This window comes from Bhargavaea beijingensis (assembly GCF_900101985.1).
Classification (GTDB): Bacteria; Bacillota; Bacilli; order Bacillales_A; family Planococcaceae; genus Bhargavaea; species Bhargavaea beijingensis.
Genome location: NZ_FNAR01000004.1, coordinates 172,713 through 187,229, shown reverse-complemented (window position 1 = coordinate 187,229; position 14,517 = coordinate 172,713). Strand labels below are relative to the sequence as shown.

Annotated in this window: 14 protein-coding genes; all 14 read left to right on the top strand. The window is 55.3% G+C overall.

Going from position 1 to position 14,517, the window contains the following annotated elements; all coding sequences use genetic code 11:
• The coding region (infB, locus tag BLT01_RS05325; protein ID WP_092095402.1) for a translation initiation factor IF-2 at positions 1–1,962 on the top strand (1,962 nt) is incomplete at its 5' end.
• Positions 1,959–2,237: a DUF503 domain-containing protein gene (locus BLT01_RS05320; RefSeq protein ID WP_092095400.1), complete on the top strand. Its 279-nt coding sequence runs from the start codon at positions 1,959–1,961 to the stop codon at positions 2,235–2,237. The genes infB and BLT01_RS05320, both read left to right, overlap by 4 nt.
• A 20-nt stretch (positions 2,238–2,257) precedes the next feature.
• Complete coding sequence (rbfA, locus tag BLT01_RS05315) at positions 2,258–2,611, top strand: 30S ribosome-binding factor RbfA (protein ID WP_092095397.1); 354 nt, start codon at positions 2,258–2,260, stop codon at positions 2,609–2,611.
• A 65-nt stretch (positions 2,612–2,676) separates the two neighbouring features.
• On the top strand, positions 2,677–3,600 hold the full coding sequence (gene truB, locus BLT01_RS05310; protein WP_092095395.1) for a tRNA pseudouridine(55) synthase TruB: 924 nt from the start codon (positions 2,677–2,679) through the stop codon (positions 3,598–3,600).
• A 5-nt stretch (positions 3,601–3,605) separates the two neighbouring features.
• Complete coding sequence (locus BLT01_RS05305; protein WP_092095393.1) at positions 3,606–4,553, top strand: bifunctional riboflavin kinase/FAD synthetase; 948 nt, start codon at positions 3,606–3,608, stop codon at positions 4,551–4,553.
• 124 nt (positions 4,554–4,677) lie between these two features.
• Positions 4,678–4,947 (top strand): 30S ribosomal protein S15, encoded by a 270-nt coding sequence (gene rpsO / locus BLT01_RS05300; RefSeq protein ID WP_076756497.1) that lies wholly within the window; start codon positions 4,678–4,680, stop codon positions 4,945–4,947.
• A gap of 235 nt (positions 4,948–5,182) precedes the next feature.
• A complete protein-coding gene (locus tag BLT01_RS05295; RefSeq protein ID WP_092095438.1) occupies positions 5,183–7,306 on the top strand; it encodes a polyribonucleotide nucleotidyltransferase in 2,124 nt (707 codons plus the stop codon).
• 99 nt (positions 7,307–7,405) lie between these two features.
• Entirely contained in the window at positions 7,406–8,623 is a 1,218-nt protein-coding gene (locus BLT01_RS05290) for a M16 family metallopeptidase (RefSeq protein ID WP_092095390.1), read from the top strand.
• Positions 8,624–8,730: 107 nt separating this feature from the next.
• A complete protein-coding gene (locus BLT01_RS05285) occupies positions 8,731–9,000 on the top strand; it encodes a YlmC/YmxH family sporulation protein (RefSeq protein WP_092095388.1) in 270 nt (89 codons plus the stop codon).
• The gene (locus tag BLT01_RS05280) at positions 8,997–9,767 is read left to right on the top strand and encodes an NAD(P)-dependent oxidoreductase (RefSeq protein WP_092095385.1); all 771 of its coding nucleotides are present in this window, start codon (positions 8,997–8,999) and stop codon (positions 9,765–9,767) included. Before BLT01_RS05285 ends, BLT01_RS05280 begins: the two co-directional genes overlap by 4 nt.
• Positions 9,768–9,783: 16 nt before the next feature.
• Positions 9,784–10,374 carry a dipicolinate synthase subunit B gene (locus tag BLT01_RS05275; protein WP_092095382.1) on the top strand — a complete coding sequence of 197 codons (591 nt, stop codon included), beginning with the start codon at positions 9,784–9,786 and terminating at the stop codon, positions 10,372–10,374.
• Positions 10,375–10,455: 81 nt separating this feature from the next.
• Complete coding sequence (gene asd, locus BLT01_RS05270) at positions 10,456–11,550, top strand: aspartate-semialdehyde dehydrogenase (protein ID WP_092095379.1); 1,095 nt, start codon at positions 10,456–10,458, stop codon at positions 11,548–11,550.
• Entirely contained in the window at positions 11,504–12,391 is an 888-nt protein-coding gene (dapA, locus tag BLT01_RS05265; protein ID WP_092095376.1) for a 4-hydroxy-tetrahydrodipicolinate synthase, read from the top strand. Before asd ends, dapA begins: the two co-directional genes overlap by 47 nt.
• 383 nt (positions 12,392–12,774) lie before the next feature.
• Positions 12,775–14,442: a ribonuclease J gene (locus BLT01_RS05255; protein ID WP_092095371.1), complete on the top strand. Its 1,668-nt coding sequence runs from the start codon at positions 12,775–12,777 to the stop codon at positions 14,440–14,442.
• Positions 14,443–14,517 lie beyond the last annotated feature (75 nt).

Genomic DNA, 14,517 nt, shown 5'->3' with positions numbered 1-14,517 from the left:
GGCGGCGGCAACCGCCAGGGCGGCCAGGGCAGCAGCAACCGTCCGGCATCCCAAGGCGGCGGCAACCGCCAGGGCGGCAACAACCGGCCAGGCGGCCAGGGTGGCGGAAATCGCCGGGGCGGTGGCCGCAAGATCCGCGGCACCCACCAGGGCAAGAAGAGAAACTATAGCCAGCAGCAGGCACCGCGCACACCAAAGCCGCTGCCGGAAAAAATCACGTTCTACGAGTCGCTGAGCGTAGCTGAACTTGCGAAAAAACTTGGCCGGGAACCGTCCGAAATTATTAAAAAGCTCTTTATGCTCGGCGTTATGGCAACGATCAACCAGGAGCTTGATAAAGACGCAATCGAATTGATCTGTGCAGACTACGGCGTGGAAGTGGAAGAAGAAATCCGCATCGACCGGACTGACCTTGAAACCTACTTCGAAGAAGAGGAAGGCGCGGAAGATCTTAAGGGAGAACGCCCGCCGGTCGTTACAATCATGGGTCACGTTGACCACGGGAAAACCACCCTTCTCGACTCCATCCGCAATACGAAGGTGACCGAGGGAGAAGCAGGCGGCATCACCCAGCATATTGGTGCCTACCAAGTTCAGGCGAACGGTAAGAAAATTACCTTCCTTGATACACCGGGGCACGCAGCATTTACAACAATGCGTGCGCGCGGCGCCAAAATCACTGACCTCACAATCCTTGTTGTCGCGGCGGATGACGGGGTCATGCCGCAGACAATTGAGGCAATCAACCACGCGAAAGCGGCAGAAGTGCCGATCATCGTGGCGGTCAATAAGGTCGACAAACCGACAGCCAATCCTGACAGAGTCATGCAGGAACTTACCGAGCATGGCCTTGTGCCGGAAGACTGGGGCGGGGACACGATCTTCGTTCCGGTATCTGCTCTGAAGGGAGAGGGCATTGAAACCCTGCTTGAAATGGTCGTTCTCGTTTCCGAGGTGGAAGAGCTGAAGGCCAACCCTAACCAGAATGCCCGCGGAACCGTCATTGAGGCCCAGCTGGACAAGGGCCGTGGCGCCGTGGCAACTCTCCTCGTGCAAGAAGGAACACTTAGAGTCGGTGACCCGATTGTTGTCGGCTCCACATACGGCCGTGTCCGTGCAATGGTCAATGACGTTGGCCGCCGGGTAAAAGAAGCCCTTCCTTCGGCACCTGTTGAAATCACAGGCCTGAGTGACGTGCCGTTTGCCGGTGACCGCTTCGTCGTCTTCGAGGACGAGAAGACAGCTCGCCAGGTCGGTGAATCACGTGCGATGGACGATCTCCAGGAACAACGGGGCGAAAAGAACCGTGTAACCCTCGATAACCTGTTCGAACACATGAAGCAGGGCGAGATGAAAGACATCAACCTGATCGTCAAGGCGGACGTTCAAGGTACGGTCGAGGCGCTTGCCGCATCCCTCATGAAGATCGAGGTCGAAGGCGTCAACGTCAAGATCATCCACACCGGTGTCGGAGCCATCACCGAATCGGACATCACGCTGGCGGCTGCATCCAATGCGATCGTTATCGGATTCAACGTCCGCCCGGATGTGAACGCGAAACGAGCTGCTGAAGAAGAGGGCGTCGACGTCCGTCTCCACCGCATCATCTACAAGGTGATTGAAGAGATTGAATCTGCGATGAAGGGCATGCTGGATCCGGAGTTCGAGGAGAAGATCATCGGCCAAGTGGAAGTGCGCGAAACCTTCAAAGTTTCAAAAGTGGGTACGATTGCCGGCGGCTATGTAACCGACGGCAAGGTCACAAGAGATTCTGGCGTACGGGTAATCCGCGACGGCGTTGTCATTTTCGAAGGCGAGCTCGATACACTCAAACGCTTCAAGGATGATGTTAAAGAAGTCGCCCGCGGGTATGAATGCGGCCTGACCATCAAAAACTATAATGACATCAAAGAAGGCGATGTCATCGAAGCGTTTGTCATGGAAGAAGTCGAGCGGAAGTGATTGTCGCCGCCGAATGTGAATTCTTCCTGTACGAAACACATTCGCTAAAGGAAAAGCGGGCGATTTTGCAGCGCATGCTCACTAGAGCCCGCCAGCAGTACAACATCTCCATCGCCGAAACGGACCATCAGGATCTTTGGCAGCGTGCCGGCCTCTCCTTGGCGGCGGTCTCTTCTTCGGGGACGGTAGCCGAACGTGAGATCGACCGGGTGCTGAACTTTCTGATGTCCCATTCCGGCTGGGAGATGACAAGCAGCAAGAAGTATCATTTATAGCGGAAGCCGAGGTGTTCGATATGACAATGAGGGCAAACCGCGTGGCGGAACAGATGAAAAAAGAATTGGGCGATATTATCGGCCGAAAACTGAAGGACCCTAGAATCGGGTTCGTCACGGTCACCGATGTCGAAGTGACCGGCGACCTCCAGCAGGCGACCGTGTTTATCTCCGTGCTGGGCGATGACCGCCAGAAGGAGGATACGCTAAAAGGCCTGACAAAGGCCAAAGGGTTTATCCGTTCTGAAATCGGGAGTCGGATCCGCCTGCGAAAGACGCCGGAACTGCTTTTTGAATTTGATGAGTCCGTCGACTACGGCAACCGGATTGAGTCGCTTCTCCGCGAGGTCAACGAGTCAAAGCCGGAAGACTGAGAATAAGCCTGCAGCCGTTCCGGCATGCAGGCTTGTTTTCCGTACATAGGAAAGGAGTTAACGCCATGCTTGAGGGAATCCTTCCACTATGGAAAGAAAAGGGCATGACTTCACACGACTGTGTTTTCCGGCTAAGGAAAATTCTCGGGATGAAGCGTATCGGCCACACTGGCACGCTTGATCCCGATGTCGAGGGCGTGCTGCCGATCTGTTTGGGCCGTGCAACAAAGGCGGCCGAGTATGTGACGGACATGGGCAAGACCTATGAGGCCGTCGTCAGCATCGGCCGTGCGACAGAGACCGAGGATTCGTCGGGCGCAACCGTGGAAGAAAACTTGGAACCGAAGTGTTTCACCGTCAGCGAAATACAGGCCGTTCTCCAATCACTTACCGGGGAAATCACACAGATCCCCCCGATGTATTCGGCGGTGAAGGTGAACGGAAAGCGGCTGTATGAGTATGCCCGTCTTGGACAATCCGTGGAGCGCCCGTCACGGAAAGTCCGCATCCGGGAGATTGAACTATTGTCCGGCGGTCAGATGTTCGAGGGAACCGAGGTTGAATTCCGCATCAGGGTCGTTTGCGGCAAGGGAACGTATATCCGTACGCTTGCCGTGCAGATCGGCGAGAAGCTGGGCTATCCCGCACATATGTCCTCCCTTGTCCGAACTGCATCGGGGCCCTTCAAGGCAGAAGACTGCCTGACTCTGTCAGACGTAGAACAAGAGAGGGACCGCGGCACCCTGGAAGCAGCCTTGCTCCCCGTTGAACAGGCTTTGTCCGAATTTCCTCAGGTTCTTGCAGATGATTTGCTTCTCCCCAAAATCCTGAACGGACAAGTGCTGCCTGCGCACCCGCTGCTTTCGGAGCACCCGCGAATCGTTTATTGCAATGGCGGCCGGGCGGTGGCCGTATACCGGCGTCACCCTGAAAAAAACGGGCTGATGAAGCCCGAGAAAATGTTTGGCATGGCTGAAGACAAGAGGTGAACAAATTGAAAATCCATCACATTGACTATCCCGAAATACCGGAAACAGGCGGCCGGGAATACTCGGTGGCAGCCGGATTTTTTGACGGCATCCACCGGGGGCATCAGGAAGTGATCGGCCATGCCCTGGAAGTGGCCCGTGAACAAGGCTTAGTCCCGGCGGTCATGACGTTTGATCCGCACCCCTCTGCCATACTCGGCAACCGGAAGGAAGTCACATACATTACACCCTATAAGCAGAAAATGCAGTTGCTTGAAGAGATGGGAACGGATACGGTATTCGTCATCCGCTTTACCAAGGAATTTGCATCGATGAGTCCCGAACAGTTCATTGACTGCTATATCCGGAAGCTGGGCGTCCGCCACATCACATGCGGTTTTGATTTTTCCTTCGGGAGGTTCGGCAAGGGTAAGCCCGAGGACCTGGAAAACATGTCCGGAGGGGATTATGGTGTTTCGGTGATTGGACAAGTATCCGAAGAGGAAGAGAAAATCAGCTCGACCCGCATCCGTTTGATGCTCAGCGAGGGGGATGTATCCGGGGCCGCGGAGCTTCTTGGCCGCCCGCTCATGACCGACGGAACCGTCATTGAGGGCGACAAGCGGGGGCGGCTGATCGGGTTCCCGACTGCCAATGTCGATCCGGTTCCCGGTTCGTGCCTTCCGGCGCCGGGTGTGTATGCCGCCAGATTCGAAACGGACGGCATGATCCATGACGGTGTCCTTAATGCCGGCTACCGTCCCACTTTTAAGGATCCTTCCGACACCTTCCTTTCGGTCGAGGTTCATCTGCTCGACTTTGACGGTGACCTTTACGGGAAGGAAGTGCGGGTGCGCTGGATCAGACGGATCCGGGAAGAGCGCAAATTCAGCGGAATCGAAGAGCTGAAAGTCCAGATCGGACGGGACAAGGAAGAGGCCCGGCAAATTCTTGCCGCACATCCTGACAGTTGAATCGGCTTGCGGGCTGTGGTATGATACTCGTGTGCTGAAGCACTCAACCATTGCTTGGCAATCGACTCACCAACGTTTGCTCGGGAATTGGGGATGTTAACTAACTGATTTGGAGGTGAACAGGATGGCACTTACAAAAGAGCGTAAAAATGAACTCATCCAAGAGTTCCGCACACACGAATCGGATACGGGATCCCCTGATATCCAGATCGCTATCCTCACGGAAGAGATCAACAACCTGAACGAACACTTGCGCACACACAAGAAAGACCACCACTCCCGCCGCGGCCTTTACAAAATGGTCGGCCGTCGCCGGAATCTGCTCAAGTATCTTCGTGAAAACGACGTTCAGCGTTATCGTGACCTCATCGCGAAGCTTGGCCTTCGCCGATAAGATTGCACATACAAAAAGCGGGCTGCGGCCCGTTTTTTTTATTGCGTAAATCCATAACCGTTAAATGCGTTTCCCCCGCAAATCCTTTCGCATCACTATGCGAATTTTGGTACACTATGGGGAGTGAGTACATACGTTTGACGGCTGTTCCGGCCTGCCACCGCTCCGTTTGGTTGCGCTTGCAGACGGACAGGCACCCGGTATAGCGTTATGCACAGAAGAGAGGAGCCCCATGATGAACGAGAATCACAAAACGTACGAATTTAATTGGGCCGGCCGGACGCTGATCGTCGAGACGGGTAAATTCGCGAAGCAGGCGAACGGAGGCGTGCTCATCCGCTACGGCGATACAGCGGTCCTGTCAACGGCTACGGCATCCAAGGAGCCGAAGCCGCTGGACTTTTTCCCGCTTACTGTCAACTATGAAGAACGCCTTTACGCTGTCGGCAAAATTCCCGGCGGTTTTATCAAACGTGAAGGCCGTCCTTCCGAAAAAGCGGTTCTGACGAGCCGGCTGATCGACCGCCCGATCCGTCCTCTTTTCCCGGACGGTTTCCGGAACGAAGTGCAAGTCATTTCGATGGTGATGTCGGTCGACCAGGACTGCTCATCCGAGATGGCCGCCATGTTCGGTTCCTCGCTCGCCCTAATGGTGTCGGACATTCCGTTCGGCGGTCCGATTGCAGGAGTGAAGGTGGGCCGGATTGACGGCGAATTCGTTATCAACCCGACTGTCGAGCAGGAAGCCAAAAGCGATATCGACCTGATTGTCGCCGGAACCAAAGACGCCATCAACATGGTGGAGGCCGGCGCGGAAGAAGTGGAAGAATCCGTCATGCTGGAAGCAATCATGTTCGGCCACGAGGAAATCAGGCGCCTGGTCGCCTTCCAGGAAGAAATCGCCCGTGAAGCCGGTAAAGAGAAAAAGGAGATCACCCTCTTCGAACTGGACGCGGAACTGATGGCGGAAATCCGCGAGAAAGCGGAAGCTTCTCTTCTTGATGCCATCCAGACAAAAGAAAAGCACGCCCGAGAAGAGGCGATCCAGGCAGTCAAAGCTTCGGTCATCGAAGCTTATGCGGAATCCGAAGAGGAAACGGACCTCGGGCAGGTACGGGCCGTTCTGGACAAGCTTATCAAAGACGAAGTCCGCCGACTGATCACCGACGAAAAAATCCGGCCGGATGGCAGGAAACCGGATGAAATCCGTCCGCTGTCCTCCGAAGCCGGAATCCTAAGCCGGACACACGGATCCGCTCTGTTTACCCGCGGCCAGACCCAGGTGCTCAGCATCTGCACACTCGGTGCGCTCGGCGACGTCCAGATCATTGACGGTCTTGGCCTCGAGGAATCCAAGCGGTTCATGCACCATTACAATTTCCCTCAGTTCAGTGTCGGCGAGACGGGCCCGATCCGCTCTCCGGGCCGCAGGGAAATCGGGCACGGCGCACTTGGCGAACGGGCCCTTGAACCGATCGTTCCGTCGGAAGAAGAATTTCCATACACAATCCGCCTCGTCTCGGAAGTTCTGGAATCCAACGGTTCTTCTTCCCAGGCATCCATCTGCGCATCCACGATGGCGATGATGGACGCAGGAGTCCCGATCAAGGCACCGGTTGCGGGAATTGCCATGGGCCTCGTCAAAAAGGGTGACAACTATACCGTTCTATCCGACATTCAGGGGATGGAGGACGCTCTCGGAGACATGGACTTCAAGGTTGCCGGAACGGAAAAAGGCATCACAGCCCTTCAGATGGACATCAAGGTCGAGGGATTGTCCCGTGAAATCCTCGAAGAAGCACTGGAACAGGCAAAAGCGGGCAGGATGCACATCATGGAAAACATGATGTCTGCCATTTCCGAACCTCGCGGGCAGCTGTCCGAACACGCTCCGAAGATTATCGTCATCCAGATCAAGCCTGAAAAGATCCGGGACGTGATCGGGCCGGGCGGCAAGCAGATCAACAAAATCATCGATGAGACAGGTGTCAAGATCGATACCGAGCAGGATGGCACGATCTACATCTCTTCGATCAATCAGGAAATGAACGAAAAAGCGAAATCGATGATCGAAAACATTGTCCGTGAAGCACAGGTCGGCGAATACTATGACGGCAAGGTCAAGCGCATCGAGAAATTTGGCGCATTTCTTGAAATCTTCCCGGGCAAGGACGGTCTGCTCCACATTTCGGAAATTCAGGAACAGCGGACGAACAAAGTCGAGGACGTCCTGTCGATCGGCGATGTTGTACGGGTGAAGGTCGTCGAAATCGACAACCACAACCGGGTGAACCTGTCCCGTAAGGCAGTCCTGAAAGAGGAGAAGGAAGCCGGGGAAGAGGCCGGCAAAACCGAATAACCATCACCAGAGGGCGGCCGGTTCGGCCGGCCCTCTTTTTACCGGCCAGCTATGATTGCGGAGATGAAAACATAGAAATAACCAAAGGGGGGAGAAGAGATGCTCCAGACCAGAGAATGTACCAATGGGGTCCGGATCGTTACAGAACAGATGCCGCATATCCGCTCGGTGGCGATCGGTATCTGGGTCAAGGCCGGCGCTAGAAATGAAGCCGCCGGGGAAGCCGGAATGGCCCATTTCATCGAGCATATGCTATTCAAGGGAACAGCCGTCCGGACGGCCAAGGACATCGCGGAAGCGATCGACCGGACAGGCGGAGAGATCAACGCCTATACCGCAATGGAAGAAACCTGTTTTTACGTTAATGTACTTGCAGAAGATGCGCCCATTGCAGTCGATGTGCTGGCGGACATGTTCTTCAACTCGGCTTTTGATGAGCGGGAGATGCGCAAGGAAAAGTCCGTAGTCCTCGAGGAAATCGCTATGGTTGCCGACACGCCGGACGATGACGTCCATGAACAGCTGCAGGCGGCCATGTATCCCGGGCATCCCATGGGCCGCCCGATCCTCGGCTATCCGGAAACAGTCAGCAGCTTTACCAGGGAAGAAACCATTGGCTTCATGAAACGAGAGTACCAGCCGGAACGGATTGTCATCTCCGCGGCGGGCTGTTTGGATGAGAAGCTGATCAGCCGTCTCGAGGAACGTTTCGGGACATTCACCGGAGGAGCCGCGGTTCCGCTTCCTGTGGAACGGCCAGCCTTCACGCCGGGCGCCGTCCGAAAACGGAAAGACACGGAGCAGGCCCATTTGTGCATGGGTTATCCGGGGATGGATGTCCAGGATCCCGACATTTATGGCTTGATGATCCTGAATGCGCTTTTCGGCGGAAGCATGAGCTCAAGGCTCTTCCAGAGAATCCGTGAAGAGAGGGGACTCGCTTATTCCGTCTACTCCTACCACTCTTCCTATGCTGATTCCGGGTCCGTCACCATCTACGCCGGCACGTCGCCGGCACGTCTGGAAGAGACCCGGACGGTGATCGGGAATGAAGTTTCCCGGCTTTTAAGGGATGGCGTTTCCGATACCGAAATCGGGAGTGCGGTCGGCCTGATGAAAGGAAGCCTCCTGCTGGGACTTGAATCACCGGCCTCGAGGATGAGCCGGAATGCGAAAAACGAACTTTTCACCGGAGAACATAAGGATATCGATCAAGTGATGGATGAATTCCGGCGAGTGGACGGCAAGCAGATTCACCGCATTGCCGAAAGAGTCTTTTCGGGACCGCCAGCGGAATCCATCATCATTCCGAACTGAAACCGGAGGGCTATGGCCTTCCGGTTTTATTTGCTGAATCCGGACATTTCCGTTACGGAACATCCGCCCGGGCGGCGCATATAGTTTAGGAAAAGGGGGAGTGGAAGATGCTGCTGTCGACAATGGCCGAAAAAGAATTGATCCAGATGGAGGACGGCGTCCGGTACGGGCTGCTTGCCGATACGGAAATGCTGTTTGACCCGAAAAGCGGCCGGATCCACGGCTTCGAACTCAAGCGCCGGACCGGCTGGCTGCAGGGGGGCCGGAAAACGTCCGGAGAAGCGGAATACATTCCTTGGGAAGAAATCGTGCTGATCGGGGATGACCGGATTCTGTTTAGGAAAACGCGTCCGATCCATGAGGGATTGTTTGAATGACCCGCCCGGATTGGCTGATTATCGGATCCGATGCCCGATTCAAAAAAGCCGCAGCTCACCTTCGGAAAAAAGGATTCACGGTCATTCATCACGGGCGTGATCAATGGGATGAAAAAACGGATGCGCTCATGCTGAATGAATCGCCCATAAGAGTGGTGCTGCCGATCCATCCGCCGGAAGGCGCACCGGCACCGGGCGTTCTTGAAAAAGTAAGCTGTCTGTTCGCGGGAAGGATTGATGCTTCCTGGAAAGAAGCGGCAGAACTCTCCGGTAAAACGCCCCGATTTTACTTGCAGGAAGAGCGGTTCATTTGGGAAAATGCATGTCTGACAGCAGAAGGATTTCTTGCAACGCTCTACCAATTTGGGGAAGGGCCCATAGCGGGCCGGCAATGGATCATTGCCGGCTACGGTCGGGTCGGGAAAACTACTGCCAGGCTGCTGCGTGCAATGGGCGCAGAAGTATCTGTGCTTGCCCGTTCCCCTTTGCAGACTGCGGAAGCCCTGAGCGAAGGTTTCGGCATTCTGGAGTTTGACGGAGCCGGCCTACGGGACGGCATTCTCGTCAATACGATTCCGTCACAGTGGCTTGATCCTTCCAGCCCGTTCTACACGTCACGCATTTATGACCTGGCTTCCGCGCCCGGGTGCCTAAAGCCCGGATCCGTCCATGAATACTATAGGTTACTGCCTGCGCTGCCGGGACGGTATTTTCCGGACGAGGCCGCCCGGATCCTCTCGGAGGCACTGTGCAGAATGGACAACTAGCGGAAGGAGAGTCAGGATGCTCGACGGCAAGAGAATCGGTTTCGGCATCACCGCATCTCACTGTACGTATGCGGATGTGATTCCGAAAATCAAGGCGTTCACCGACAGGGGGGCCACGGTCGTGCCGGTCATCACCAACTCTGTGCTGACCGCCGCGACCCGTTTCGGGACAGGCGAAGAATGGATGGATAAAATACGCGAAGCTGCAGGGGCCGACATTATTACGACCATCGCGGAGGCTGAGCCGTTCGGTCCAAAGACACCGGTTGACTGCATGGTAATCGCCCCGATGACAGGGAACTCCATCTCAAGGTTCGCAAATGCCATCACGGACTCCCCCGTGCTGATGGCCGCCAAGGCCACGCTCAGGAACGGTACGCCGGTTGTCATCGGCATATCCACCAACGATGCACTCGGCTTGAACGGGACGAATATCATGAAACTGCTGAACACGAAAAACATCTTTTTCATCCCATTCGGTCAGGACGATCCCGTAAAAAAACCGAATTCCCTGATCAGTGATTTCACAAAAATGGTCGATACGGTCGAGGCCGCATTAAAAGGCGAGCAGCTTCAGCCACTCCTGATCAGGCATGAAAATACTTAATCACGAATAATTCTCCGAAAACACTTTAAAACATGCTATAATACTGAACATTCGATCATGAAATTTGAGGAGTGTTTTACCATGGGATATCGTGTTGCAATTGTCGGAGCTACAGGTGCGGTCGGCCAAGGAATCGCAAAGAAGCTGGAAGAAAGGAAATTTCCCGCGGATGATATTCTCTTCCTTGCCTCTGCCCGATCTGCCGGAAGCAAAGTGGAGTTCGGCGGCAAGGAATATACCATTGAGGAAGCGGCGCCCGAACGCTTTGACGGAGTGGATATCGCATTCTTCAGCGCGGGAGGGAGCGTCTCCAAACAACTGGCGCCAGAAGCGGTCCGCCGCGGAGCGGTCGTCATCGACAATACGAGCGCGTTCCGCATGGATCCCGACACTCCGCTTATTGTTCCCGAAGTCAACCGTGAAGCGCTAAAGGAGCACCGCGGCCTCATAGCGAACCCGAACTGCTCGACGATTCAGATGGTGGCGGCACTGGAACCGGTCCGACGGAAGTATGGCCTGAAGAAAGTGATCGTCTCGACGTATCAGGCGGTTTCCGGAGCGGGTGCTGCCGCGATCGGCGAGCTGGAAAAACAAAGTACGGACATGGAGAACCGGGCAGGGGCGGAGGCGGGGCTTCTTCCGGTCAAGGGTGACAAGAAACATTACCCGATCGCTTTTAATGCAGTGCCGCAGATCGATGTGTTCAGTGAGGACGGCTACACCTTCGAAGAGTGGAAAATGATCAATGAGACAAAGAAGATCATGGGCATGCCGGAACTTTCCGTCGCCGCGACATGTGTCCGTCTCCCGGTGGTTACCGGCCACTCAGAATCGGTTTATTTTGAAACGGACGAACCGACCGCCGATACGGCCGGCATCCGGGAATCGCTGCAACGTGCAGAAGGTATCACCTTGATGGATGATCCGGAGAGTCAGACCTATCCGATGCCGCTCTTCGCAGAAGGAAAGGACGATGTGTTCGTCGGACGCCTCAGGAGGGATCTCGATACTCCGGGCGCGTTCCACTTCTGGGTGGTCGCGGATAACCTCCTGAAGGGAGCTGCCCTCAACTCAATCCAGATTGCGGAAGCGCTGATCGCGGACGGGTTGCTGAAAGGGGAAAAAGCCGATGGATCTCGGCAGTATAGCGACGGCGATGGTCACGCCGTTCGGTGAAAATGGAAAAGTTGACGAGGGCCGCCTGCATGCCCTCGTTCATTATTTGATACAAAACGGTTCAGATTCCATTGTCGTCTGCGGGACGACAGGCGAATCACCGACATTGAACGAAGAAGAGAAAGCAAAAATCATCCGGCTTGCCGTCGAGGCAGCCGGAAGAAAAGTTCCCGTTATTGCCGGTACGGGCAGCAACAATACAGCCGCAACAATCGAGATGACGAAAAAAGCCGAAGCTGCGGGGGCGGACGGCATCATGCTGGTGGCCCCGTATTATAACCGTCCCGACCAGCGGGGGATGTATGCGCATTTCAAGGAAGTTGCGGGCAGCACGAAGCTTCCTGTCATGCTCTATAATGTGCCGGGCAGGACTGCATCCCGGCTGGAGCCGGAAACAGTCATTGCGCTGTCTTGCATCCCGAATATCAGGGCGGTCAAAGAAGCGGGCGGTGATCTCGGCGCCATGACCCGGATCATTGCCGGGACCGACCGCGGATTCCGCCTCTACAGCGGCGATGACGGCCTGACACTTCCTGTGCTTGCAATCGGTGGGGACGGAGTCGTCTCTGTTGCCTCGCATGTGGCCGGTCCCGAGATGCAGCGGATGGTCGTTGCTTATAAAAGCGGTGACCGGAAAGAGGCTGCCCGTCTTCATGCGGAAGTCAGCCGATTGTCGGAAGCCCTGTTTTCCCGCCCGAGTCCCGCACCTGTTAAGCATGCACTGAAATTGGCCGGTTTTGACGCCGGCACGGTACGCCTCCCGATCATGCCTTTGGACGGGGAAGGGACCAGGATTGTCGGGCAGGCGATGAGTGATTTTCGTGCCGCAACGGGAGCCTGAATAAGACAGGGGATTCTGCAGCGGACATTTGCTGTCGAACGGCCGGGGCAGTTTGCCCGGCCGTTCGTTTTTTATCTTTGCTGCGGCGAAAATCCTGAACGATCATCAAGGTCAGCCGAAAGATCAGCAAGCGCCTCCCAATGATCACCGACTTTCCGTGAAAGACACCATGACTCCCCGAACAGCAGCCGACCAGATGCAGTCCGGATCAATCCCGGCTTGACCGGTGCCGGATAACCAGGTCGGCTTCCGGCCGGACGATCGGTCCGTTCACGTTGCGACAAACATCTATTTCAGCACTTTTTTAATTTGTCTAGATTGTACGGCTACCGTATAATGGGGGATAGCGGATATGGATCGGGTATGATTTAGGAGGAGAACCATTGACCAAGACAAAAAACGAAAACATCAGGGTCATCCCCCTCGGAGGAGTGGGAGAGATCGGGAAAGCGATGTATGTGGTCGAAATCGATGATGAGATATTCATCGTCGACAGCGGGCTCATGTTCCCGGAAGGGGAAATGCTCGGCATCGACATCGTCATTCCGGATATGACCTACATCGAAGAAAACAAAGACCGCCTGAAAGGGATCTTCCTGACCCATGGACATGAAGATGCGATCGGATCGATCGCCTACCTGCTCAGCAAAGTCCAGGCGCCTGTCTACGGCTCGAAGCTGACCATCGCCCTGGCGAAAGAACATCTGAAGAACAAGCAGACGCCTAAAAACATCAAGTTCTTCGAAGTGTCGAACAGGAGCCGGATGAACTTCGGAAGAACGTATGTGACGTTTTTCCATACGACACACAGCATTCCGGACTCTCTCGGAATCGTCTTCCATACAAGCGAGGGTGCCATCGTGCATACGGGAGAGTTTAAGTTCGACCAGTCGGCAAAAGGCAAGTACCGGCCGGACATCTCGAAGATGGCGGCGATCGGGGACGAAGGCGTATTCATTCTGATGTCCGATTCGTCGGAAGCCGAGCGTCCGGGACATACGACGCCGGAGTCCGTCGTCGCGGAACAGTTGTCCAAGACATTCCATAAGGCGCAGGGGCGTATCCTCATCGCCCTTTATGCCTCCAATTTCATCCGTATGCAGCAGGTGTTTGACCGGGCCGCGGAATCGGGACGCAAAGTCGCGGTGATCGGAAAGTCTCTTGAAACCTACTTCGAAGTCGGCATGAAGCTCGGCTACCTGGACGTTGCGGACGGCCTCGTCATCCCTGTCAAGGAAATCGCCAAGTACGATGACTCCGAAGTGGCAATCATCGTGACCGGCAACCAGGGAGAACCGCTCCACGCGCTCGAGCGCATCGTGAAGCGCCAGCACAAGGACATCCGGATCAAGGAGACAGACACGGTTCTCATCACATTCACCCCGTCTCCGGGCATGGAAGTCGGGATGTATAATACGATGAACGAACTGGCCAAGGCGGGCGCAGATGTCCTGACCTCCAGCCGCAAAGTCCATGTATCGGGGCACGGCAGCCAGGAAGACCTGAAGCTGATGCTCAACCTGATGAAGCCGAAATTCTTCATCCCGATCCAGGGTGAATACCGGATGCTCATCGCCCATTCCAAGCTGGCCCAGCAAACAGGCTTGCCAAAGTCCCGCATCTTCATCGCGGACAAAGGAGATATCGTCGAGTATAAAAACGGCAAGATGCGCATGACCGGCCGGGTAACCGCAGGCAATGTGCTGATTGACGGAAGCGGTGTCGGGGATATCGGCAATATCGTCCTGCGCGACCGGAAACTCCTTTCCGAAGATGGCATCTTCATCGTCGTCATCACACTTAACCGGAAGAAAAAAACGATTGCGGCCGGTCCGGAAATCCTTTCCCGCGGGTTTGTTTACGTGCGGGATTCACGCGAGCTGATCGGCGAGGCAGGAGAACTTGTGAAGAAGATCGTCGGTAAATATTCCAACAAAGAATCGTTCGAATGGACGAGCATCAAGCAGGAAATCCGCGATACACTCAATTCATACCTCTACCAGAAGACGAAGCGCCGCCCGATGATCATCCCGATCATCATGGAATACTGAGCGGGGCGACAGAGATAGAACAAAACGGGATTTCTTCGCCGTCACTGGCGGGAAATCCCGTTTTCATCGATGGGG